Here is a 24,059-nt window from a genome sequence, read left to right on the forward strand (position 1 = left end):
TGCAGCTCGTTTAGATGGAGTCCGTGGCGATGCCCTGATTGCGCAGTTCCTCAATCATCGGCGCCAGTTGGGTAGCGTATTTTTTCCAGCGCCCGAGGGAGCGCGTGTGCACCGGCTCGCGCACCTGCGCCGCGCTGGCGGTGGACACCGCCTGCTTCTGCGTGTGGAAGTCGAGGCAGGCGTCCTCCCAGGGCAATTCCAGGTGCGCGAGCAGCCGTTTCGCACTGCTGTCGAGATCCGTCACCGCATCCTCGTAAGAGATGTCGAGAAAACGTCCGGGGAAGCGTTCGCGCCAGGTATCCATCAGGCGGCGGTAGCGGGCGTGGTGCCGGGCCATCTCGCGCTGGTCATAGGAGTGCAGGTAGGCATCGGCGAACAGCTGCTTGAAACTGGCGAAGCAGGCGTCCATCGGCTCCCGCGTCAGGTGCACTATCTTGGCGTTGGGCAGCGCCTTCAGGATCAGCGGAATCAGCAGGTAGTTCTGCGGCAGCTTGTCGACAAACCGCGGCTTGTCGCCGCGCATCCGGGCACAGGTCTTCAGGTAAAGCGAACCGAGCTTGGCCATATCGACATCGGCAGCCTGCCGGAATAGATCGGCCGAAAACCGCTTCGGGTTCTGGTGGTTGGTCAGTCGCCGGATCGCCAGACCGAATTGCTGCAGCTCGCCGGCAGAGTGCGCCTGCGAGTGACTGGTGATGATGCGCTCGATCAGGGTGGTGCCGGTGCGCGGCTGGCCGAGTACGAAAATCGGCGCCGGATCCGGATCGCCCTCCGGCAGCGCGTCGAACCAGTCGCGGGTGCAATGCTGTTCGAGAAAGTCGAACATCTCGATCTCCGCCGCCTCGTCATATTCGACGGTCTCGCGCCGTGCCGCCGCGCCGCGGCTGAAGGCGTCGAAGGCGCGGTCCCACTGGCCCAGGTCTTCACACTCCTTGCCGATTGCGTAGTAGTAGAAGGCCCGCACCCGCGGTGAACGGTTGCGCGCGGCCAGGTCTTCCATCTGCTGAATATGGCGTTCGTCGGTCGCCTTGCTGGCACTGGCCATATGCCAGTGCGCCTGCGGGCTGTCGGGGCTCAGGCTGACGATCTTGTTGAAGACCGCGTTCGCCGCGTCGAGCTCGCCGCTGTAGACGAGATTGTTGGCGTAATTCAGTAGGTAGGGCGGGTGGTCGGGCTGCAGGCGGTTGGCGGTTTCGAAACACTGGCGCGCCACGCCGTAGTCGCCCATCAGTGAATAAATGGAACCGAGCAAATCCTGCACCAGTGGGTCTTCGGAGCGGTATTTCAGTGCCTCGCCCAGCGCGGCGTCGGCGGCATTGACCTGGCCCTCGCCCATATGCAGCTTGGCCAGCTGCGCCCAGGCCGCCGGGTGTTCCTTCTGCAGCTTCACCACCGAGCTGAAGGCGCTGAAGGCAATCTTGCGGTTTCTGGATTCCAGGGCGACCAGGCCGACCAGGAAGTGCCCTTGCACCAGGTCCGGCTGGATGCGCAGGACCTGCTGGCAACAGTCGGAGGCGCGCTGGATATCGCCGGCGGCCAGCGCCTGCATGCCCCGTTGCAACAGGGACTGGAGATGTTGAAGCTTTTCGAGCCGTGCGGTTGATTGAATCATCGGTACTGCCCCGCTTATTGTTATTACGTCTGGGTATCCCCGGCCCGGTGGGGAAGGGCGGCAGCCGCGGGTGCGGCCACCGCCGGGGTTGGACCTCTGTCAGTATGCACGCATTGTGCGATCAGTCGAAGTCCATGCCGAAGCGCAGGCCCAGGGTGCGCGGACGCTTGGGCCCGAAGAAGTGCGATGGCAGCACGCCGCCGTTGTTGTTGAGACCGTCCCAGGTAAATTCGTTGGTCAGGTTCTCCGCATAGGCGTCGACGCGCCAGTTGCTGTCGGACTCATAGCCCACGCGCAGGGTCAGGTCCTGGTAGGAATCGATCATGGTGGTATCGAGACCTTCCCAGCCGCCGCCGCGCTCGCCTTCCCAGAAGACTTCCAGACTGCCGGTCAACATGCCGGCACCCAGCGGGAAGTGGGCGTCGAGCACCATGGCGCCGGACCACTCCGGTGCCCAGAACAGCGGGCTGCCCTCGCAGGCGTCGTCGCCGGTGGCACAGATGCCCTGTATCCCGGTCGCCTCGCTGTCCATCCAGCCGAGATTGAACAGCACATTGAAGTTGTCGGTGATCACGGCGGTGATTGAACTCTCGACACCATGCGCATTGACGTTACCGGCGTTTTTGATGATCGCGCCGCCGCCATCGGCTACCACTACCTGCAGGTCGGTGTAGTCATAGGTAAATGCGGACACATCGAAATTCGCGCGGCCGTCGAACAGGGTGTTCTTGTAACCGATCTCCCAGGAGTCGACCAGTTCAGGGGCAAACTTGTTCGGCGCAAAGCCGTCGCCCTGGGCGATGTCCAGGTTGCCGATGGCCGGGTTGCCGTCGGCGTCGTTGCCCAGGTTAAAGGTGCCGAAGCCCCCGGCCTTGAAGCCCTCGGTGAAGCTGGCAAACAGCATGCCACCGTCCTCGAACTGGTATTTGGCAATCGCCCGCGATGTGACCTTGTCCCAGGAGGCGTTGTCGGTGAGGAAACCGTCGGTGGAGAAGCCATAGGCCCAATAGGCGCCCAGGTCGCTATCCGGGGTCGGCACGCTGAGGGCAAAGTCCTTGGTGTCCTTCGTGTAGCGCACGCCGATACCTAGGCTCAGGGCGTCGGTAATCGCGTAATCGAGATCCACGTAGCTGGCCCAGCCGGAATAGCTGCCCTTGACCCGGCCGGTCTCGATCAGGCGGCCGTCCGCCGAGGGACTGAACGGCGATCCGTAGTAGGCGTAAAGGTCGGCACAGCCGCTGAAGGTCATGCCGTTGTAGTAGTTGCCATAGTACTGACACATGATGTCTTCGCTACTGGCGAAGGTGAACTCGGCATCGATCTCTTCCTTGTAGTAAGAGACGCCGGCATACCAGGACAGCGGGCCATCGGTGTCGGATGCCAGGCGGAACTCCTGCTGGAAGTAATCGCCGGTCTGGTCCTGCTGGTAGTCGAGCACATTCAGCGGGGTGCCGTCGTAGTCCTCGGTGTAGAAGTAATCGTGGTCCTTGTAGCCGGTGTTGGAGGTCAGCACCAGCTCGCCGAAGTCATATTCCGCGTGAATGCCGAAGGTCGCTACCTTGGCTTTGTCATTGTCGCCAAGGGTCTGGTCGGAATCCGCATCGCCACGTCCGCCGCGCAGGTTGACGTCGCCGATCGCCGCCTCGAAGCTGTCCCAGATCTCGCCCTTTTCGATGGCGCGGTACACCGAACCGGACTGCTTGCGGTCCTCAAACTCAGCCACGGTGTTAATGGTCAACTGATCGGACTCATAAGTGGTGGACCAGCGCACCGCCTTCTTGTCGTGCTCGATCAGGTCATCGGAGCCCGGGTAGTGGTTTTTGACGAAACCGTCCTCCTGGGAGCTGTAACCGGCGAGGCGCATGGCGAAGTTGTCGTTCACCGGCAGGTTGACGGCACCCTCCACGGCGAAGTGGCCGCGCTGGGCGATGTCAGTTTCGATATAGCCGGTGGTGCTGTCACCGACCTGCGCCTTGCGCGTGTGCACGCTGAAGGCGCCGCCGATGGAGTTCCGCCCAAACAGGAAGCCCTGGGGACCGCGCAGAATCTCGGAACGCTCCATATCGTACATGCTGGTGACCGCAGAACCGTTGCGGCCCTCGTACAGGTCGTTCTTGAAGAATGCCGCCGAGGGGTCGCCGCCGACGCCGAAATCCTGGGTGCGGATGCCGCGCACGCTGATCGCGTCGATAAAGCTGTCCTGGCTGTTGCCGGTCACACCGGGGGTAAAGGACACCAGGTCCTTGACGTCGTTGATGTTGACCTTCTGCGAGAAGTCACCGGACAGGGCGGTAATCGCCAGCGGTACGTCCTGCGCCGACTCCTCGCGCTTGGTTGCAGTTACTGTAACTTCTTCGATTGACAGCACCTGCGCATTGGCAGAGGTGGTGACTGCGGACGCGAGCACAGCGGAAGCCACTGCTAGCGCCAGTTTGGTTTTTGGAATGGCGGGCGCCCCGGAGTCGCGGCGTATCTTTTGATTGGCGGTCATGGTGGTTCCCATCTTTTTATAATCGTTGCCATACCATTACACGTTCAGAAGTTTGCTCAAGTCCCCAAATGGGGTACAAAGGGTGTCTGGCGGCGCGGGCGCCGCCCACAGGACCAGAGGTATCCGCAGCAACTAATGGCATAACGACCGGCTAATCCACGGAATTCCCGGCGCGGGAAGGCGGCGATTTGTATGCGGGCAAATCGCCAGAAACCGGTTATCCGTGCCAGCGGCGGCGATGCCGTCGGCCGGTCGCTGCCGTATTCCTGCAGGTGTCACCTATGTCAGTTGAACTCGCCCGCTTCGAGGCCTGGAATCGCAAGGCGGCGGAATTGCTGGTGCATTCCGGCTGTGTCACTTTCTATGAAGAGCTGGTCGCGGCGATCCGCACGCTGGCGGCCGTGGATCACCCGCAGGTGTGGCTCTATTGCCGTAACCAGCCCCCGCGGATCCTGTTTTACGATATCGACGCGCAGGAACAGGAAGTACAGATAGATTTCTACCGCGATGGCTCCTATCTGCTCGATCCCTTCTACATGGCAATCTCCAACAACAGCAACGCCTCCGGCGTCTACCGCCTGACGGAAATCGGCCCCAGCGAGTTCAAGCAGAGCGATTACTTCCACAGCTACTACGCCCAGCTGGACACCCGCGATGAAATTGTCTTCATGATGGAAGTCGATGCGGACACCTCGCTGCATCTCTGCCTGATGCGCAGCCACAATTCGGACGAGTTCAGTTGCGCCGAGCTGGATTTGCTGCGCGCGGCCGAACCCATGGTGCGCAACCTCGTGGTGCACCACATGAACCAGCTGGACAGTGCGTCGCGGGAAAAGCCGGCGGAATGGCTCGCGGTCACCCGCACAAATCCGGGTATCGGCAACAGCATCAACCAGGCCTTCAATATGTTTGGGCGCTCGATACTCTCCGGCCGGGAGCGCGACGTGCTGGGGCTGATGCTGCGCGGCAACAGCACAAGGTACGCCGCGGAAAAACTCGGCATCGCAGTGGACACACTGCGCAAGCACCGCAAGCATATCTATGAAAAACTCGATGTAAGCTCCCAGAGCGAGCTGTTTTCGCTGTTTTTGAACGCGATATCCAGTGTCGATTCGGCGGCAAACGAGGATCCCCTTTCAATCTATCTCGGCAGTACCGAATCCCGCCCGTAATCTATCCGTTGCCGTGTCCGGAGTTCCCCGATTGGGGAATTTAATCCCCGGTGTCCGCTGGTTAACCTGAAGTTTTGATAAAAACAATAGGGAGTTGTCCGATGGCCCGGAGCAAAAGCAAACTGGCATCGCTGGGTATCGCTGTGTGCGCGGCACTGTTGAGTGGCTGTGATTCCGCCGAAAAAGCGGATCTGGTTATCCTCAACGCAGATGCGCACACGATGGAGATGGCGAGCCCGCGTGCGCGGGCCATAGCGGTGCGCGGCGAGCGTATCGTCTACGTCGGTGACGACCAGGGCGCGGAAAAATGGGTGGGCGCACGCACCAATGTGGTCGATGCCCAGGGCGCTACGCTGCTGCCGGGCCTGATCGACACGCACACCCATCCGGTCACCAGCGCTGTGCAAATGGATGACTGCACCCTCGAGGACCGCGACCTGACACTGACACAGATCGGCGAAGTGGTTACCGAATGCTTGGCGGGAGCCGCGCCGCCGCCGGGACAAATCTTTCAGGTGGTCAATCTCAACCCGGCAAATTTCGCCGCGACCCGGGCCGATCTGGATAAGATCTCCCGGCAGCCGCTGGCGTTGTTCGGCTCTGACGGGCACACCGCCTGGGCCAACAGTGCCGCACTGGAACTCGCCGGCATCGACGAGAACACCGCGGACCCCAGCACCGGCCGTGTCGTGCGCGACGAGGCCGGTGTGCCCACCGGCCAACTGATCGACGATGCCGAAAAATTTCTGCACCCGTTTCTGCACGAGGATGACTTCGTCACCAGGGTCGAGATGACGGCGCGGGCACTGCAGCTGATGCACGGCGTGGGGCTTACTTCGCTGATGGAGGCGGCAGCGACCGAAGAGGAACTGAAAGTCTATCGGGCGCTGGCGGACAGCGACCGCCTGACCATGGACACCACCGTCGCACTCCTTTCCCAAACCCATAACACGGCGGAAAATCTGCAGAACCTGGTGCGCCTGCGCGATCAATACAGCGGCGTCGATGCGCTGCGGATCAACACCGCGAAAATATTTGTCGACGGCGTGCTCGAATATCCGACGCAGAGTGCGGCGCTGCTGGAGCCATACCTGGGCGGGGACGGCTCGATCAGCGATAACCGCGGCGCGCTCTACGCGTCGGAAAAAGAACTCAACGGTCTGGTTCACGACCTGGCCGGAAAAAATTTCAATGTGCACTTGCATGCGATAGGCGACCGCGCGGTGCGCTCCGGACTGGACGCCTTCGCGGCCGCGCGGGCGCAGCAGCTGAGCGCGGCGAAATTCAGTATGTCGCATCTGCAGCTGATTCACCCCGACGACCTGCACAGGTTTGGCGAACTCAATGTCTACGCCTCCTTTCAGCTCCACTGGGCGCGGCCGGAAAATTACTCAGTCGAAGCGGTGCAGCCCTACCTGGGCGACGAGCGCAGCCACTGGATGTACCCGGCGAAAAGCGTGCTCGATGCCGGTGGCACAGTTACCGGTGGCTCCGACTGGAATGTCAGCACCTTCAATCCATTCGAGGCCATGGCCGCGGCGGTATGCCGCTGCAATTTCGATGAGCCGGGCCGCGGCACGCTGATGCCGGAGCAGGCTGTCGGTAACGAGGACATGCTCAGGGCTTACACCATCAATGCCGCCGCCATGCTCGGTCGCGGCGAGGAAACCGGTTCGCTGAAAGTGGGCAAGCGCGCGGATCTGATTCTGGTCGATCGGGACGTCAGTGCCGTCGACGCGGCGGCGCTGCGCGATACCCGTGTGCTCGCCACACTCGCCGCCGGACGGCTGGTTCACGGCGCCCTGTGACCATGGCAAGAAACGGCGTATCGGCGTGGCGGATCAATTGACTTTTTTTTGGCGATGTGTTCCTTTTGTACATGCAGTAGATGCGACAAATAAATACACAGGTTGTTGGTTGTACCTTCCGGACGACGACATCTGAAGTAAAAAATCTTTAATTAGAATAACAAGTTGCACTGACGGCAGTATCGCGGGGAGTTCTCTCCGCCCAGTGTATGTAGTCTTGTGTTACTACAGCATGTCCACAATTTTTGTGTGGAATTGTCCCGGTACCGATTTTCGGCAACCGGGGGGAGTCCAGTTATCCGTGACGCCAGCGGCCGAGAATAATAATTACGGGTTTCGCTACCGAAGCTCGCAACCACGGAGATCTGTAGGCGATGTTGAGAGGCTTCAAACGGCTGTTCGCCTTGCTGACCACTTCGGTGCTGGCTCACTCCGCCCTGGCGGAAGAGCAGGGGGCTGAGCGCTGGGGGGTCAATATGACCCAGGGGGTGACGGAGGTTGCCCACACCACTTATAACCTGCACATGTTGATCTTCTGGATCTGCGTGGCCATCGGTGTGGTGGTATTTGGCGTCATGTTTTACAGCATGTGGCGCCATCGCAAAAGCAAGGGCTACCAGGCGGCGCAGTTCCACGAAAGCACCGCGGTGGAGCTGGCGTGGACCATTGTTCCCACCATCATTCTCATCCTGATGGCGATCCCCGCCACCAAGACCCTGTACGACATCTACGACACCGAGGAAGCCGATCTGGATATCATGATCACCGGCTACCAGTGGAAGTGGAAGTACAACTACCTGGGGTCCGATGTCTCCTTCTTCTCCAACCTCTCCACCCCGCGCACCCAGATCGACAATCAGCAGCCGAAGGGCGAAAACTACCTGCTGGAAGTGGATGAGCCGCTGGTGGTGCCGGTCAACAAGAAGATCCGCTTCCTTATTACGGCCAACGACGTTATCCACGCCTGGTGGGTGCCGGACCTGGCCGTGAAGAAGGATGCTATTCCCGGTTTTATCAATGAATCCTGGACGCGCATCGACGAGCCCGGCATCTACCGCGGCCAGTGCGCCGAACTCTGCGGCAAGGACCACGGCTTTATGCCGATCGTCGTCAAGGCGGTGCCCGAGGCGGAATATACCGCCTGGCTGGACGAGCGCGCGGCCGCTGCGGTGAAGATGCGGGAGCTGACCGAGAAAACCTTCACTTTCGATGAACTGCTGGCGCAGGGCGAGAAAGTCTATAACCGCGCCTGTGCGGCCTGTCACCAGCCGAATGGCCAGGGTGTGCCTCCCACCTTCCCGGCGATCGCCGGCTCCAAGATCGCCACGGGCCCGCTTGATGGTCACATGAGCATGGTGATTCGCGGTTCGCAGAAAAATCCGGCGATGCAGGCGTTTGGCGAGCAGCTGTCCGAGGTGGACCTGGCCGCGGTGATCACCTACCAGCGCAACGCATTCGGCAACGACATGGGCGACACCGTGCAGCCCATCGACATTCTCAATTTTAAGAATAAGCAGTAGGAGTTAGTCATGGCACACGGTCCGCAACCCGGATTCAAGCGGTGGCTGTACACCACCAACCACAAAGACATCGGTTCGATGTATCTCTGGTTCAGTTTTGCAATGTTCCTGCTGGGCGGCTGCATGGCGCTGGTGATTCGCGCCGAGCTGTTCGAGCCGGGCCTGCAGATAGTGCAGCCGGAATTCTTCAACCAGATGACCACCATGCACGGCCTGATCATGGTGTTCGGGGCGGTGATGCCGGCCTTCGTCGGTCTCGCCAACTGGATGATCCCGATGATGATCGGCGCTCCGGACATGGCGCTGCCGCGCATGAACAACTGGAGTTTCTGGATTCTGCCATTCGCCTTCGCGATGCTGGCGTCCACGTTGTTTATGGAAGGGGGGGCGCCCAACTTCGGCTGGACCTTCTACGCCCCGCTGTCCACGGAGTACGCGCCGCCGAGCGTGACCTTCTTCATTTTCTCCATCCATATCATGGGTGCGAGTTCGATCATGGGCTCGATCAATATCATCGCCACCATCCTCAACATGCGCGCCCCTGGCATGACCCTGATGAAGATGCCGCTGTTCGTGTGGACCTGGCTGATCACCGCCTACCTGCTGATTGCGGTAATGCCGGTACTCGCCGGTGTGGTGACCATGATGCTGATGGATATCCACTTCGGCACCAGCTTCTTCAGCGCCGCCGGCGGCGGTGACCCGGTACTGTTCCAGCACGTATTCTGGTTCTTCGGTCACCCCGAGGTGTACATCATGATCCTGCCGGCGTTCGGCATTGTGTCGGCGATCATTCCCACCTTCGCGCGCAAGCCGCTGTTCGGCTACAGCTCGATGGTGTATGCGACCGCGTCCATTGCTTTCCTGAGCTTTATCGTCTGGGCGCACCACATGTTCACCGTCGGCATGCCGATTGCCGGTGAGCTGTTCTTTATGTACGCGACCATGCTGATCGCGGTGCCCACCGGGGTAAAGGTATTCAACTGGGTCACCACCATGTTCCGCGGCTCGATGACCTTCGAGACGCCGATGCTGTTCGCGGTGGCGTTCGTGATCCTGTTTACCATCGGCGGCTTCTCCGGCCTGATGCTGGCCATCGCCCCGGCGGACTTCCAGTATCACGACACCTACTTCGTGGTGGCGCACTTCCACTATGTACTGGTACCGGGTGCCATCTTCTCGATCACCGCCGGCGTCTACTACTGGCTGCCGAAGTGGACCGGCAATATGTACAACGAAACCATGGGCAAGGTGCATTTCTGGCTGGCATTTATCGGCCTCAACGTCACCTTCTTCCCGATGCATTTCGTTGGCCTCGCCGGCATGCCGCGCCGCATTCCCGACTACGCGCTGCAGTTTGCCGACTTCAACCAGATTGCCAGTGTAGGTGCCTTCCTGTTTGGCGCCGCGCAGCTGGTGTTCCTGTTCAATGTGATTCGCACTGTGCAGGGCGGCAACAAGGCCACAGATGAAGTCTGGGAAAATCCGGAAGGGTTGGAGTGGACTGTGCCCTCGCCGGCTCCGTACCACACCTTCAGCACCCCTCCGGCTGTTCGCTGATTTAGGGTGTTGAGCGATGTGGTGGAGTGACAACGCAAAAATAGCTACGAAGCTGCTGGCGCTCGCCGCCAGCATGCTGGTGTTCGCGATTTTTGTGATGCCGCCGCTCTACGACGCCTTTTGTGAAATTACCGGCTTGAACGGCAAGACCGGCGGTAAATACGAGGCGGTACCGGCGGCGGTGGATCGCGACAGACTGGTCACCGTCCAGTTCGTGGCCAGTAACAATGAAAATATGCCCTGGGGCTTCAAGCCGAGTGTTGTCACTGTCAAGGTGCACCCGGGTGAGGCAATGGATACCGTGTTTCTCGCCTCGAATCCGACGGACCGCGATATGGTCGCCCAGGCGATTCCGAGCCTGGTGCCATTCAAGGCCGCCGAGTATTTCCACAAGACGGAGTGCTTCTGCTTCAACCAGCAGGCACTGAAGGCCGGGGAGAGTGCCGAGTTGCCACTGCGTTTTATTGTCGACCCGGATCTTCCCCCGAGCGTTAACACCATTACCCTTTCCTATACGCTGTTTGATATCACGGAAAGAGTCTCAAGCAATCTCGATAACAAAAATACCGACTCCGAGCGAGAGGGATAAAAATTATGGCCAGTGAAAGCAGCTACTATGTGCCCGAGCAGTCCCGGCTGCCAATTTTTGCCACCATAGGCCTGTTCCTGACGGCCTTCGGCGCCGCAAACTGGATTAACGGCGGCAGCGCGTATATTTTCTTCGCCGGTGCCCTGGCCATGGCGACCGTGTTGTGGTTCTGGTTTGCGCAGGTGATCCGCGAAAATATGGCCGGCCTTAACAGCGAGCAACTGAAACGCTCGTATGTGTGGGGCATGGGTTGGTTTATTTTCTCTGAGGTGATGTTCTTCGCCGCCTTTTTTGGTGCCCTCTACTACATTCGCAATTTTGCCTTGCCCTGGCTGGGTGGTGAGGGCGATCGCGGTGCATCGAATATGCTGTGGCAGGGCTTTGAAAATACCTGGCCCCTCTATGTGACGCCGGACGCCGCTGCACATGGCGACGCGGCAAAAATAGTCGGTCCCAAGGAGATCATTGATCCCTGGCACCTGCCACTGCTGAACACCGTTATCCTGCTGTCGTCGAGTGTCACCGTACACTTCGCCCACGTGTTCCTGAAGCAGGGCAAGCGCCGTGCATTTAACCTGTGGCTGGCGCTGACCGTAGCACTGGGCGCGCTGTTCCTGTTCTTCCAGGCAGAGGAATACTACGAGGCCTACAAGCACCTGGGCCTGACACTGGAATCCGGAATCTACGGCACTACCTTCTTCATGCTAACAGGGTTCCACGGCGCGCACGTGACCCTCGGTACCATTATGCTGTTGATCATGCTGTTGCGTTCGGTGATTGCACACCACTTCAAGCCTGACGATCACTTCGGTTTTGAGGCCGCCAGCTGGTACTGGCACTTCGTGGATGTGGTATGGGTGGGACTGTTTATCTTCGTCTATGTGCTGGGGGCGTAAGCAGGCTCGCGCGTGGCGCCCATCGTAATCGGGCGCCCGTCAGGAAAATCAGTATTTTTCAGCCCAGGGCGCCGTATTGGATAGAATCCCGCTGTCAAAGCCATACCAGATGGCCAGTAGCAGCAGTGCAGCGAGGGAGATACGGATGCCCAGGGCATAGAGTGTTCTCTTGGATTGCGGCGCGCCCATATCGCGCAGCAGAAAGAAAAGTGCGCTGGACAGGCTGGCCAGCACCGCGAGAAACAACAACACAATTACGACTTTCAGCCACATAGTTTTTATTCGCCATTTGATGTAGGAGTAGGCCTGTGACCGCCGAGGGTGGCGGCAACGCAGAGTTTGCAGGAGCAATATTCTGCCAGGCAAAAATCGGCATGACAGTTCACACCTCTTCAGTGCCAGCGAAGAACGCCAGTGTAGCACTGATTCGCAGCTGGCCCCTTACCCTGCTAAGCGGCCTGTTTCTACCTTTGCTGTTGTCGCTGGGTGCGTGGCAGTTGCAGCGCGCCGCGGAAAAGGCCGAATTGAATGCGGCCATTGATACCCGCCTGGCATCACAGCCACAGGATCCCGCCAAACTGAAACATCTTCAGGCCTACACACCGGTGCGCCTGCTCGGTTTCTACACGGACGAATACCAACTGCTCGACAATCGTACCCGCGATGGTCGCGTCGGTTACGAGGTGCTGCAGGTTTTTGTTGCCGCTGACCAGCGCTGGCTGGTCAATCGGGGATGGGTCGAGGCGCCGGCACAGCGGGATCAGCTGCCCGCGGTCAGCTGGCCACTCGCGGCAAAGGTTATTACCGGCTTTCTCTATCCGGTGCCGGCAGCCGCTGACACAGCGAACCCGCCACGGGACACCAGAATTCAGCAGCTTGATCGCTCGATAACTGGTAGTCTGGAACTGCAGTCGCCCCAGTGGAGCATTCGCCTCAGTGCCGATTCGGACACGGCGCTGGTGACTGACTGGCAGCTGATCAACAGTCCGCCACAACGCCATCGCGCATACGCCTTTCAATGGTTCGCCATGGCCGCGGCACTGATAGTCTTGTGGCTGTTCGCCGCCACCCGGGCACCGCAACTACTGCGAAAAAAATAATTATAAATACCACCGAGGTAACAATGTCGTGAGTCAGATCAGCCAAAATTCCTCCGCTGGACGGGATGCTTCCGCTGCGAAGCCCTCCGGAATCGGGACAATACAGGGTGTCTCTGTCGTTGCTTCCGTATTACTGCCGATAGTGGCCGCCTACATCGTCTTCTATACCGGTGTGGGCATGCCAACGGGTACAATCAATCAGGGCGAATTGCTGCAGCCACCGGTCAATATCAATCAGCTGACATTCACCGACGGTGATGGTGCGCCTTTGCAACTGGGTGAAGGGCATCCCAAGTGGCGCTACCTGATTCTGCCCGGCGCCGAGTGCGCAGCCGAATGCGAACAGCTGCTTTATACCAGTCGCCAGGTGCATGTTCGCCTCGGCGAAAAGGCAGACCGGGTCGAGCGGCTACTGGTCACGGCGACGCCGTTAACAGACGAGGAGCAGGAGAAATTACGACGGGAGCATCCGCGACTGCGCATTGTGCAGCAGCCGCCGGAGTCGCTCCTCGAGCTGCAGCAACAGACCGCACTTGCCAACATTGCGGAAACAAAGCTGCTACTGATTGATCAAAGGGGCTTCGCAATGATGGCCTACGACAATCATCACAGTGGCAACGAACTGCTGAAAGATATAAAACGTTTACTGAAGTACTCCTACGAGAAGTAGACGGGAGACAAACGATGAATAATTACGAACTGGACCCAACCGACAGCAAACCACACACAGCCTGGCGACTCCGACTCGCGATGGCGGGTTGTGCTCTGGCGGTGGTTGTCGTCGTGCTGGGTGCGTTCACCCGTCTGGTAGACGCCGGTCTCGGCTGTCCGGACTGGCCCGGTTGTTACGGACACCTGACCTGGCCCGACGAACACCATGAAATACAGAGTGCCAACGCGGCCTTCCCCCATGCGCCGGTGCAGACCGATAAAACCTGGCCGGAAATGGTGCATCGCTACTTTGCCGGTTCCCTGCTACTGCTGGTCGGCGGCTTGACCGTACTAGCCTGGCGTCGTCGCGGTCAGCGCGCTTTCAAGCAGACTCACTTCCTGCTCGCACTGATTTTACTGCAGGCAGTGTTCGGCATGTGGACAGTGACGCTGAAACTCTGGCCCCAGATAGTTACCGCGCATTTGCTCGGCGGTATGGCGACGCTATCCATGTTGTGGCTGATCGTCGAGCGCCTGCGCAATAAGGGACGCCTTATCCCTGCGCATGAGTTCCGCTCGTTACAGAAGATTCGCCCGCTGGCTTTCATCGCCGTTGTTGCGGTTGTCCTGCAGATTGCCCTTGGGGGGTGGACCAGCTCCAACTATGCCGCTCTCGCCTGTGCCGACTTCCCGACCTGTCACGGCCAGTGGTGGCCACAGGCGGATTTTCAGCAGGGTTTCAATATCGCCCAACAAATCGGCCCCAACTATCTAGGCGGCGCGCTGGAAAGTGATGCGCGCACCGCCATTCACCTGACCCACCGTATCGGCGCACTGATTGTGAGCGTGCTGGTGTTGGGTCTGGCCCTGCTCGCCTGGCGCGCCGGCTCACGGCGGTGGGCAGTGGGTCTGGCTGGCGTTCTCGGTTTACAGGTGTGTCTCGGCATCGCCAACGTAGTGATGTTCCTGCCGTTGCCGATTGCCGTCGCGCATAATGCCGGCGCGGCATTGCTGTTGCTCGGCCTGCTGACTTTCTGCTATCGCATCCAGACGGCACAACCGACCGATACGGCCAGAGAAAGCTCGCAAGATAAATCCGATGCACATGGCACCGTGCTGGCCGGAGAACTATGAAAAAAAATTCACCAATGCTAGTGGCACTCATGCTGAGCGGCTGCAGCGGGATGGAATTCAATACGAATTTTGGTGGCTATGCCACAAACAGAGTGAAGGCGACCAGCGTCAGAGAGTACTCGGTTGAGGAAATCGATAAATATACCGCAACTTCTCTCGGGTTTGTCGAGGCCTCCAGTTGCCAGGAAAAACCCGGTGATCGGGAGTCCAGTCGCAAGGCACTGGTCTACGACCTGAAGCTCAGGGCCCAGCGGCTCGGCGGCAACGAAATCGTTGTCGAGACCTGTGGCACTGGTGCTGCAGCAATGTGCCAGGCGTATATGGAATGCCGCGCTGTGGCCTATCTGGTGCCGGAGAGGAAAGGCCCACCCTAGCGTCGGTGATGAAATTAGAATCAGCAGGCAATAAAGATAATAACGAGGTGACATCATGAGCACACAGACTGCCACACTGAGCCACAACAGTTGGCGCGACTATTACGAGCTCACCAAACCACGTGTGGTGATGCTGATGATACTCACCTCGGTGATCGGCATGCTGTTGGCGGTGCCCGGTATGGTGCCGCTCGATATTCTATTGCTCGGCAATCTCGGTATTGCCCTGTGTGCCGGCAGTGCCGCCGCGGTAAATCATCTGGTGGACCGCCATATCGATATCAAGATGGCGCGCACCAGCAACCGCCCGATCGCGCGTGGCCGCGTTGAGCCGCAAAAGGCACTACTGTTTGCGCTGTTGCTCGGCAGTATTGGCATGGCCATTTTGCTGGTCTTCGTGAACGCGCTGACTGCATGGCTGACCCTGTTCTCCCTGCTCGGTTATGCCGTCGTCTATACGATGTTCCTGAAGCGCGCCACACCGCAGAATATCGTAATCGGTGGCCTCGCAGGCGCGGCGCCGCCGCTGCTGGGCTGGACGGCAGTGACCGGTGATCTGCACGGCCACGGCCTGTTGCTAGTACTGATTATCTTTGCCTGGACGCCACCACATTTTTGGGCGCTCGCCGTGCACAGGCGTGAGGATTACGCGCGGGCGGACATCCCGATGCTGCCGGTAACGCACGGCGTGGCCTATACAAAGTTGCACATACTGCTGTACACCTTCGTCCTGTTCGCCGTCAGCCTGCTGCCCTTCGCCACCGCCATGCTCGGCTGGCTGTACCTGCTCGGTGCTGTGGTGCTGGGGCTGGGTTTTGTCTACTGGGCGGTGGAAATGCTGCGCGACAAAAATCCGAATGCAGGTATGGAGACCTTCAAGTATTCCATCATCTACCTGATGGCGCTCTTCTGCATTATGTTGCTGGACCACTACCTGATCGCGGTATAAGACATGGAAACTACGGCAAGCCAAGAAAAACTGTTGGGCAGCAGTCCAACGCAGAAACGCGGTATCTGGCTGACAGTAGCGGTGCTGATCCTCTTTATGATCGCCGTCGTGGCCGGCTTCCTGCACAAGATGAGTCAGCCGAGGGTCATCACCGATTCCGAATTGCGCCTGAACGGTGCGGTGAAGCTGGAGCGCCCGCGCATATTGAGCGACTTCGAGCTGGTGGACGACAGCGGCGAGGCATTTCGCACCGGTAGTCTCAGCGGCAACTGGACACTGGTCTTCTTTGGCTTCACCCACTGTCCCGATATCTGCCCAACCACATTGGCCACGTTGAACAGCTTTTACCAGACACTGGACGAAGAGACGCGTGCAGACACCGATATCCTGTTGGTGTCGGTGGATCCGAAACGCGATGGCCCGCAGCAGCTGCACGACTATGTACGTTACTTCCACCCGGACTTTCGCGGCGTTACCGGTGAGTTCCTCAACCTGAAGAGATTTGCCAACCAGCTCAACGTGCCATTCAACAAGGTGCCATTGGCAGATGGGGAATATACCGTCGACCACGGCTCCCAAGTGGTGCTGATCAATCCACGCGGCCACTACCACGCGTTTTTCAAGGCACCGCTGGACCCGGCAAAAATGAAGTTGACCTACCGCTCGATGCGCGCCACCTTTAACGGCTGATAGTGCACGCCGCCAAGCGGTCATACTGGCAGCCCATGCCAAGACCGTACGCGTGTGCCAATGTACACCGGCAAAAGGTTTCTTATGGGTAGTGAATCACTGCACCGCGACGGGCCCCATCGCGCGCTCCAAGGCCGCAATGCCGGCCTCTGGGCCGCGCCGCTCTTGCTCACATTGTGCGCCATACCGTTTGGCTGGACCGGGCTGGCCGCACCGCTGATCTGGCTCTCACTGTATGTTATCGAAACCACGCATGGCTGGCAGAGGGGGCTCGGTTATCTGGCCGCCGCCGTTCTGATGTTGACCACTGCGATGGGATTGCTACCCGGCGGTACGCGCATCGAGCTGATGCCCCCCTATACGGACGCTGCCGGCAATAGCATTTACGCGAACTTCAATACCGGCAAGGCCGTCATCGCCATCGCACTGGTCGCGTTCATGCTGCGCCTGCGCCAGTCTATTCGGGTGGCCGACCTGCCCTATATCCTTGCCGCGGTGACAGTTCCGATTGTCTGCGGCCTGCTGGTGTTTGGCATTTCTGGAAAATTCACGCTGACAATCGTCGTCGCCGCGGTGATCAATCTATTGATTGTCTGCGTGAGTGAAGAGGGGTTTTTTCGCTGGATACTGCAGCGCGGTGCGGAAACTGCGCTGCAGCGCTGGCGCTGGCGCTGGCTGGCGGTACCGCTGGTAACCGCCGTTTTTACTTTCCTGCACACGGGTTGGGCCGCTTCCGCACCGGCGCTGGCCCTGGTGACGGTGGCGGGCCTGTGTTATGCGTTGCTCTGGCATCTGCGACAGAATTTCTGGGCATGTGTACTGGCGCACTGGGGTGTAAATTTGCTGCATCTGTTCGCGCTGCCTTATCCCCTTCCTGGCTGAACAGCCGTACGAACATCAATATCAAAAACCTGACAGGGACTCACAGGTGGACCTAAGCACTCATATCATATTTTCTCTGATTTCCTACAAGATTACCTCGCTGGTCGTGGGCTGCGTATTTGCCTATATGGGCTATCGCCTCTTTATGTCCGGTATCTGGGGCCACGCCGGTGAACTGGAAACCGGCTTCGGCGATAGCCGGGTCGTAATCAAGAAAGCCGCACCGGGTACCTTCTTTGCCCTCTTCGGTGCGGTGATCATTGCGATCACGCTCTACAAAGGACTCGAGTTTGAGAACTATACCAGTGGCAACAAGTCATTTGTGGAGATTGCGGAAGAGGGCGGTAACGATTTGCCCGCTCGGGAATCCCTATAATCGCTGTGGGCATCGCGGAATCTGGCGCATAGTGCAGACGATGTCGATAAGTTGCCGAAACAAGTAGCAATATCTTCGGTCGCAGAAAAATAAAGGTTAATCAAATGAAAAAAATCGTGTTGGTCGCGGCATTGGTTGTAGCTGGCTGTGGTCAGGATCAGCAGGTTAATCGTCGGGCTGAGGCCCTGGCACAACAGTACTTGCTGATCGATACCCATATCGACGTACCCTATCGGATGACCGAGAAACCTGCCGATGTCGGCCTGGCGACACAGGGAGGCGATTTTGACTACCCGCGCGCGAGCAGGGGTGGGCTCAATGCGCCGTTTATGTCGATCTACATCCCTGCGGAAAAAGAAAGCGACGGCAGTGCCAGGGCCTACGCCGATCAGCTGATTGACCTGGTGGAAGGTCTGGTCGCGCAACACCCGGACAAGTTTGCGATTCCACACTCAGTCGCAGAAATGGAGCAGCAGGTGGCCAGCGGCCATATATCGCTGCCACTGGGAATGGAAAACGGCGCAGCCATCGCCGGCGACTTGCAGAATCTGCAGCATTTTGCCGAGCGCGGCGTTCGCTATATCACCCTGACTCACTCGAAAAGCAACCATATTTCTGACTCGTCCTACGATGAGCAGCGGCAGTGGCGGGGATTGAGTGAATTCGGCAAGCAACTGGTGGTGGAAATGAACCGTGTCGGCGTCATGGTGGACGTTTCCCATATTTCGGATGCCGCCTTCTGGCAAGTCATGGAAATCTCTGAGGTCCCGGTCATCGCATCCCACTCGTCGGCGCGGCACTTTACTCCAGGTTTCGAGCGCAACATGAGCGACGAGATGATCCGGGCGCTGGCGGACAAGGGCGGAGTCATCATGATCAACTTCGGCTCCACGTTTATCAGCGCGGCGTCACGGCAGTCGCGTGAAAAGATCCGTGCGGCCACAGACGAATTCATGCGCGAGCGGGGCCTCAACGAGGACAGTGAGGAAGTCAGCGAGTTTGAACAGCAGCTTACCGAAGACACCTTCGTCTATGCGGAGCTGGACGACGTACTCGACCATTTCGACCATGTGCGCGAATTGGTTGGTGTCGACTATATCGGTATCGGTTCTGATTACGACGGTGTCGGCGACAGTCTGCCGATGGGGCTGAAAGATGTCTCTCAGTATCCGAACCTGATCCGCGGACTGCTGGAGCGCAATTACAGTGAAGCCGATATCGAGAAAATCCTTGGCGGCAACCTGCTGCGGGTATGGCGAGCCAACGAGACCTATGCGCGGGCAAGGCGCGAAGGCGAACAGGTGCAGCGCTGACGGAAATCCGTGTAACCAAAGTGTACAGAACAGGGAGAGAAAATCGCGATGTTGAAAACGACAACTTCAGTGGTCGATGGCCGGGAGATCAAGGACTACCTCGACGTGGTAGTCGGTGAGGCCATTCTGGGGGCAAATATTTTCAAGGATATCTTTAGCGCTGTGCGGGATGTTGTCGGTGGTCGCGCCGGCTCTTACGAACGCGAGATGGCAAAGGCGCGCAAGGTGGCCTTTGAGGATATGGAAACGCAGGCCCGCAATCTCGGTGCCGACGGTATCGTAGGCATCGACATCGACTACGAAGTGGTCGGACAGCAGGGCGGCATGATGATGGTCAGTGTCAGCGGCACCGCCGTAAAGTTCGCCGCTAGCGAGCGTTTATCGGGTTCGCGACAGCCCGAATAAGTAGCGAGTGAGCCGGGAATAAAAAGGGAGAGCCGAAGCTCTCCCCTGGTTTTACATCCTGTAACGGCAATCTGACTTAGAAGCTGTAGGTCATCTTGCCGTAAACGAAGCGACCGCGCGGATCGTGCAGTCCGGAAACATAGCCATACAGATCCGAGTCGCCGTCGCCGATGGCGAAAGGCGGTTCCTCATCCAGCGCGTTGTCAGCGCCGATGCTCAGTACCATGTTGTCGAAGCCGGTATAGCGGGCCTGCAAATTCACGGTCATGAACGAGTCCACCGTGCGGGAGTCATTGGTGTCATAGTCCAGGGTGCCGTCGAAATCGATATCGGGCGTATCCTCAAACTCGCCGATATAGTTCAGGCCCACGGTGAATGCGAAGGCATCGCGTGCCCAGTCCGCGGATGCCGCCCAGCGGTGCTGCGGGTATTCATACTCGCCGGCCAGGTCGCGGGTCAGGAAGTCGTCGCCACTGGAATTCAATTCCACTCGCTCAAACTCCGCCAGGTAGGAGTAATCCAGGCGCAGACCCAGATCGCCACCGGCCACGGCCATGCCGGAATAGACCAGGCTCAGGTCGACACCGGAGACCGTCTGCTCACCGATATTGATAAAGCCGCTGTTGATGGACTGCAGTGAGCCGAGGGACTCGCCGGGCAGGGGGGCGGAACGGACGCACACGGTGCTGTTCTGGTCGTTACAGAACTGGCTGTAGAGGTAGCCGAACGGCACCTCGTCGATCTTGCCTTCCTGGGTGATGCTCCAGTAATCCACGGACAGCTGCATGCCGTCGATGGGCTTGACCACCGCGCCCAGGTTGAAGGACTCGGACTCCTCGGCCTCCAGATCCGGGTTGCCGGCGAACTCGATCGTGTAATCGGTGCTGGCACAGTAGGCGTCATTGACGGCGCAACCGAAAGTATCGGCAAAGAAAATGGATTCCTGCGACGGCCCCAGACCTATCTGGGCCAGAGACGGCGCACGGAAACCGGTTCCCCAGGAAGCGCGCAGGGACAGCATGTCACTGGCGGTCCACAGCAGGTTGGCCATCGGGTTGGTAGTGGTGCCGAAATCACTGTAGTCGTCGTAGCGGCCGGCCAGTGTCAGGTCGAGGTTGGCGGGCAGCGGAATCGCGAACTCAACAAACGCCGAGGTGATATCGCGGCTGGCGGAGGCGGATACGGACTCGGTGCCGAAGATCAGCCCGCGCTGGAACTGGTCGTCCGGAATATCGGAGGCCTTTTCCTCGCGGTGTTCGACACCGGCAGCCATGGCGATGGCGCCATTGGCGGTGTCGAACAGGTTGCCGTTGATGGTGAAGTCCATACTGCGCAGTTCGGACTTACCCTGGCGCACCAGGCTGGTGGTGATGGCGTCGATCACAGACTGCGGATTCTGCACGCCGCCGAAGGGGTTGTAGCGGCCCGCATCGATCTCCTGCTGCAGCAGGTCGGTGCGCACCCAGCCCTGGGAGCGGTTGCCGGTCTGAGTGGATTCGCTGCGCGAGCGCTGCACCGAGGCTTCCCAGTCCCAGTCAGCGACACTGCCGCGCAGGCCGAATACACCGCGCAGGTTGTCGGTCTCGATGCTCCACTGGCGCGCGCCGGCATCGACGGTGCGGTAGCGGCCGACATCGATGCTGCTGGCACCGGTAAACGGGTTGTCCGGATGGGTGATGGGCACGGTCAGGCCGGCGTCCTCATCCAGCGGGGTCGGCGCACCCTGGGCGATGGAGGTGTTGTGCTGCACGGCGATTTCGCTGAAGAACTCCACGCTGTCGCTCAGCTGGGTGTGACCCAGCATCAGCATACCGGTGCGCTCGGCTTCCGGGGTCAGCAGGGTCCAGGGGCCGTAGTCGTAGACACAGGTCTGGCCGAAGGCGCTACCGGACGGGCAGCCCGGATCGATGGTGGTCTCGCCGTCGACGATAAAGCGGCCCGGATAACCGCGCGAAGAACGGAAATCCATACCGCCGCGGGAGGACTGGTCGGCGGTGTCGAGACCGCTGCGCTCCACACTGGCGAGGGTGGAGTTGCTGCGGTGATCGAAGATCAGGGTCAGGTTCGAGTCGTCACCGTTGACACCCCAGACAGCGGCCACCGACTGCTCGTCATAGCCGTCGGCACCACCGTAGTCGACGGAAATCTCTGTGCCTTCAAAATCCTTGCGCAGCACCAGGTTGACCACGCCGGCAACGGCATCGGATCCATAGATCGCGGAGGCGCCGTCCTTCAGTATTTCCACCCGCTCTACTGCGGCGAGGGGAATGCTGTTGATGTCGACGAAGTTGGTGGTGATGCTCTCGGCAAAGGCGCTGATGGCGACGCGCTTGCCGTTGACCAGTACCAGGGTGGCGTCGGCGCCCATGCCGCGCAGACTCACGGCGGCGGCGCCGTTGGCGGTGGAGTCCTGGTTGTTGCCGCGGGTGGAGAAGGTGCCGTTACCGGCAGCGGGATTCTTTTCGAACATCTGCTGCAGGTTGGTGTAGCCGGACTTTTCGATGGCCTCGCGATCCATGACCTGGATCGGTGTGGCCGTCTCGAATTCGGCGTTGCGCTGAATGCGCGAGCCGACTACGGCGACTTCCTCGATAGCGCCCTCCTCGGCGGCGAAAAGAGTTTGCGGTACGGCCGCAGCGGCCGCGGTGAGTATTGCGCTAGCCAAGGCGTTGCGACGAAAGAACAGTTTTTCCATGATCGTTGCTCGTCCATTTATTGTCGTTATCAGTGACCGACCGAAACTGACTGGTCGTCGGCCAACACTAGCAACGGCCGAATTCTGAAACAATTGGCTGGCGACGGGATGAGCAATTATTGAGGGGATTGGTGAGGGCGATCACGACTGCAGTGCAATCTTGGTCGCAAATCTAGAATAAAGCTTAACGAATGTACCAGTTGGTTAGGTCAAAATTCCTCCTACTGCGGGATGAGGAGTCAGGCTTTGCGAAACTGGCACCCGAGAAAAATCATCCCGGCCGCCAGCACGATAGATGGCCCCGCCGGTGTATCCCACAGGATCGATGCCAGCAGTCCGAGTACCACTGCCGCACAGCCGATCGCCGACGCGAGACCGGCCATGCGCTCCGGCGTATTGGAAAATTTCCGCGCGGCGGCGGCGGGAATAATCAGCAGCGCGGTGATCAGCAGTACGCCGACCACTTTCATGGCGATGGCGATCAGCAGTGCCAGCATCAGCATCAGCGCCAGGCGGATTTTTTCCACCGGCACACCCTCCACCGCGGCAAGCTCTTCGTGCAGGGTAAAAGACAGCAGCTTTTCCCACAGAAAATACAGCAGCGCGGCAATCAGTGCGGCCGCGGCCAGCATCAGTACCAGATCGCGACCGCTGACGGCGAGCAGATCGCCGAGCAGCAGCGACAGCAGGTCGACTTTGATCTTGAACAAACTGACCGTGACGATACCCAGCGCCAGCATCGAGTGGGACAGTATCCCCAGCAGGGTGTCGACCGCCAGCTTCTGGTGGCGCTGCAGATAGACGAGCAGTAACGCCAGCACACAGCAGGTGGCGCCGACGGCCAGCGTTGGCATCACCTGCAGCACGAAACCGAGCGTGACGCCGAGCAGTGCCGAGTGGGCCAGGGTATCGCCGAAATAGGCCATGCGCCGCCACACGGCAAAGCAGCCCAGCGGGCCGCTGACCAGCGCCACCAGCAGGCCGGCGGCCAGGGCGTACCAGAGAAATTGGCTGTGCAGCAATTCGCCGAATTGGGCCACTTATTTACGCTCGTCTTGGTTGGCGGAGTGAGTGTGCGGTTGACGCGCGGAGTGATCGCAGCGCTGCGCCCCGACGATATCGCCACTCAGGCCGTGTTGGTGATTGTGCTGGTGGGTGTAGGGGGCCACCTTGTCGCCGAAGAGTTCCAGGTAGGCCGGGTCGCGGCTGACCTGCTCCGGGTGGCCGTGGCAGCAAATGTGCTGGTTGATACAAAGCACCCGGTCGGTCGCCGCCATCACCAGGTGCAGGTCGTGCGAAACCAGCAGCACGCCGCAATCCAGCTCGTCGCGCAAGGCGGCGATCAGCTGGTACACCTCGCCCTGGCCGCCGACGTCGACGCCCTGGGTTGGCTCGTCCAGCACCAGCAGCTGCGGCTTGCGCGACGCGGCGCGCGCCAGCAGCACGCGCTGCATTTCACCGCCGGAAAGGTCCGCCAGCTTGGCATCCGCGAGCTGTCCGGCGCCGACGCGCCGCAGTGCCGCCTGCGCCTGCGCGGCCCCGAGGCGCGGTTGCCCCAGCAGCAGGAAGCGCATGACCGACATCGGCATGGACGCATCGATCTGCAGCCGCTGCGGCATATAGCCGATACGCAAATCCGGCCGCCGCCACACCCTGCCGTCGGTCGCCTTGGTGAGGCCCAGCAGCAGGCGCAGCAGTGTGGTCTTGCCGGCACCATTGGGTCCGATAACCGTGACGATCTCGCCCTGTTGCAGTTCCAGCGTGATGTTCTGCAGCAACTGGCGGCCGGCGATTTCCAGGCCGAGATTGTCGGCGGTGATGAGCGGCTCGGAATGACTCAGG

At 59.7% G+C, this 24,059-nt stretch carries 22 protein-coding genes; 16 read left to right on the top strand and 6 right to left on the bottom strand.

What is annotated here, in order from left to right:
• Positions 1-10: 10 nt before the first annotated feature.
• Positions 11-1,612 carry a tetratricopeptide repeat-containing sulfotransferase family protein gene (locus tag BUC36_RS09810; protein ID WP_073274133.1) on the bottom strand — a complete coding sequence of 534 codons (1,602 nt, stop codon included), beginning with the start codon at positions 1,610-1,612 and terminating at the stop codon, positions 11-13.
• A gap of 121 nt (positions 1,613-1,733) precedes the next feature.
• Positions 1,734-4,103 (bottom strand): TonB-dependent receptor, encoded by a 2,370-nt coding sequence (locus BUC36_RS09815; RefSeq protein ID WP_073274135.1) that lies wholly within the window; start codon positions 4,101-4,103, stop codon positions 1,734-1,736.
• A 281-nt stretch (positions 4,104-4,384) separates the two neighbouring features.
• Between BUC36_RS09815 and BUC36_RS09820 the strand changes: the two genes are divergently transcribed.
• From BUC36_RS09820 to BUC36_RS09845, 6 genes are all read left to right on the top strand, one after another.
• Complete coding sequence (locus BUC36_RS09820; protein WP_073274137.1) at positions 4,385-5,275, top strand: helix-turn-helix transcriptional regulator; 891 nt, start codon at positions 4,385-4,387, stop codon at positions 5,273-5,275.
• A gap of 101 nt (positions 5,276-5,376) precedes the next feature.
• Complete coding sequence (locus BUC36_RS09825; protein ID WP_073274139.1) at positions 5,377-7,083, top strand: amidohydrolase; 1,707 nt, start codon at positions 5,377-5,379, stop codon at positions 7,081-7,083.
• A 374-nt stretch (positions 7,084-7,457) separates the two neighbouring features.
• Positions 7,458-8,603 carry a cytochrome c oxidase subunit II gene (gene coxB, locus BUC36_RS09830; RefSeq protein ID WP_073274142.1) on the top strand — a complete coding sequence of 382 codons (1,146 nt, stop codon included), beginning with the start codon at positions 7,458-7,460 and terminating at the stop codon, positions 8,601-8,603.
• Between the two features lie 9 nt (positions 8,604-8,612).
• Complete coding sequence (gene ctaD / locus BUC36_RS09835) at positions 8,613-10,163, top strand: cytochrome c oxidase subunit I (protein ID WP_073274144.1); 1,551 nt, start codon at positions 8,613-8,615, stop codon at positions 10,161-10,163.
• A gap of 16 nt (positions 10,164-10,179) precedes the next feature.
• On the top strand, positions 10,180-10,752 hold the full coding sequence (locus tag BUC36_RS09840; RefSeq protein ID WP_073274146.1) for a cytochrome c oxidase assembly protein: 573 nt from the start codon (positions 10,180-10,182) through the stop codon (positions 10,750-10,752).
• Between the two features lie 5 nt (positions 10,753-10,757).
• Positions 10,758-11,648 carry a cytochrome c oxidase subunit 3 gene (locus BUC36_RS09845; protein ID WP_073274148.1) on the top strand — a complete coding sequence of 297 codons (891 nt, stop codon included), beginning with the start codon at positions 10,758-10,760 and terminating at the stop codon, positions 11,646-11,648.
• A 48-nt stretch (positions 11,649-11,696) separates the two neighbouring features.
• On the opposite strand, the gene BUC36_RS09850 is transcribed toward BUC36_RS09845, so the two are convergent.
• Positions 11,697-11,921: a DUF2909 domain-containing protein gene (locus BUC36_RS09850; protein ID WP_073274149.1), complete on the bottom strand. Its 225-nt coding sequence runs from the start codon at positions 11,919-11,921 to the stop codon at positions 11,697-11,699.
• 35 nt (positions 11,922-11,956) lie between these two features.
• Here BUC36_RS09850 and BUC36_RS09855 point away from each other — a divergent pair, with 35 nt between their 5' ends.
• The 10 genes from BUC36_RS09855 to BUC36_RS09900 all read left to right on the top strand — a co-directional run bounded on the left by BUC36_RS09855 (position 11,957) and on the right by BUC36_RS09900 (position 19,522).
• Complete coding sequence (locus tag BUC36_RS09855; RefSeq protein WP_084535783.1) at positions 11,957-12,748, top strand: SURF1 family protein; 792 nt, start codon at positions 11,957-11,959, stop codon at positions 12,746-12,748.
• A gap of 28 nt (positions 12,749-12,776) precedes the next feature.
• On the top strand, positions 12,777-13,418 hold the full coding sequence (locus BUC36_RS09860) for a hypothetical protein (RefSeq protein WP_073274151.1): 642 nt from the start codon (positions 12,777-12,779) through the stop codon (positions 13,416-13,418).
• A 14-nt stretch (positions 13,419-13,432) separates the two neighbouring features.
• Positions 13,433-14,533, top strand: coding sequence for a COX15/CtaA family protein (locus BUC36_RS09865; protein WP_073274153.1), 1,101 nt, complete (start codon positions 13,433-13,435; stop codon positions 14,531-14,533).
• Between the two features lie 14 nt (positions 14,534-14,547).
• Positions 14,548-14,907 carry a hypothetical protein gene (locus BUC36_RS09870; RefSeq protein WP_143186928.1) on the top strand — a complete coding sequence of 120 codons (360 nt, stop codon included), beginning with the start codon at positions 14,548-14,550 and terminating at the stop codon, positions 14,905-14,907.
• 55 nt (positions 14,908-14,962) lie between these two features.
• Positions 14,963-15,856 (top strand): heme o synthase, encoded by an 894-nt coding sequence (gene cyoE / locus BUC36_RS09875; protein WP_073274157.1) that lies wholly within the window; start codon positions 14,963-14,965, stop codon positions 15,854-15,856.
• A gap of 3 nt (positions 15,857-15,859) precedes the next feature.
• On the top strand, positions 15,860-16,546 hold the full coding sequence (locus BUC36_RS09880; RefSeq protein WP_073274159.1) for an SCO family protein: 687 nt from the start codon (positions 15,860-15,862) through the stop codon (positions 16,544-16,546).
• An 84-nt stretch (positions 16,547-16,630) separates the two neighbouring features.
• Complete coding sequence (locus BUC36_RS09885; RefSeq protein ID WP_073274161.1) at positions 16,631-17,428, top strand: CPBP family intramembrane glutamic endopeptidase; 798 nt, start codon at positions 16,631-16,633, stop codon at positions 17,426-17,428.
• Positions 17,429-17,474: 46 nt separating this feature from the next.
• Positions 17,475-17,804, top strand: a complete 330-nt coding sequence (locus BUC36_RS09890) for a hypothetical protein (RefSeq protein ID WP_073274164.1) — start codon at positions 17,475-17,477, stop codon at positions 17,802-17,804.
• Positions 17,805-17,908: 104 nt separating this feature from the next.
• Positions 17,909-19,117, top strand: a complete 1,209-nt coding sequence (locus BUC36_RS09895) for a dipeptidase (protein WP_073274166.1) — start codon at positions 17,909-17,911, stop codon at positions 19,115-19,117.
• 48 nt (positions 19,118-19,165) lie between these two features.
• Positions 19,166-19,522, top strand: a complete 357-nt coding sequence (locus tag BUC36_RS09900; RefSeq protein ID WP_073274168.1) for a heavy metal-binding domain-containing protein — start codon at positions 19,166-19,168, stop codon at positions 19,520-19,522.
• A gap of 76 nt (positions 19,523-19,598) precedes the next feature.
• Here BUC36_RS09900 and BUC36_RS09905 read toward each other — a convergent pair whose 3' ends face one another.
• From BUC36_RS09905 to BUC36_RS09915, 3 genes are all read right to left on the bottom strand, one after another.
• On the bottom strand, positions 19,599-22,217 hold the full coding sequence (locus BUC36_RS09905; protein ID WP_084535787.1) for a TonB-dependent receptor: 2,619 nt from the start codon (positions 22,215-22,217) through the stop codon (positions 19,599-19,601).
• 239 nt (positions 22,218-22,456) lie between these two features.
• The gene (locus BUC36_RS09910; protein ID WP_084535789.1) at positions 22,457-23,257 is read right to left on the bottom strand and encodes an iron chelate uptake ABC transporter family permease subunit; all 801 of its coding nucleotides are present in this window, start codon (positions 23,255-23,257) and stop codon (positions 22,457-22,459) included.
• Positions 23,258-23,995, bottom strand: a complete 738-nt coding sequence (locus tag BUC36_RS09915; protein WP_234994940.1) for an ATP-binding cassette domain-containing protein — start codon at positions 23,993-23,995, stop codon at positions 23,258-23,260.
• Positions 23,996-24,059: the final 64 nt, after the last annotated feature.

Origin of the sequence: Microbulbifer donghaiensis (assembly GCF_900129095.1) — a bacterium.
Lineage (GTDB): Bacteria > Pseudomonadota > Gammaproteobacteria > Pseudomonadales > Cellvibrionaceae > Microbulbifer > Microbulbifer donghaiensis.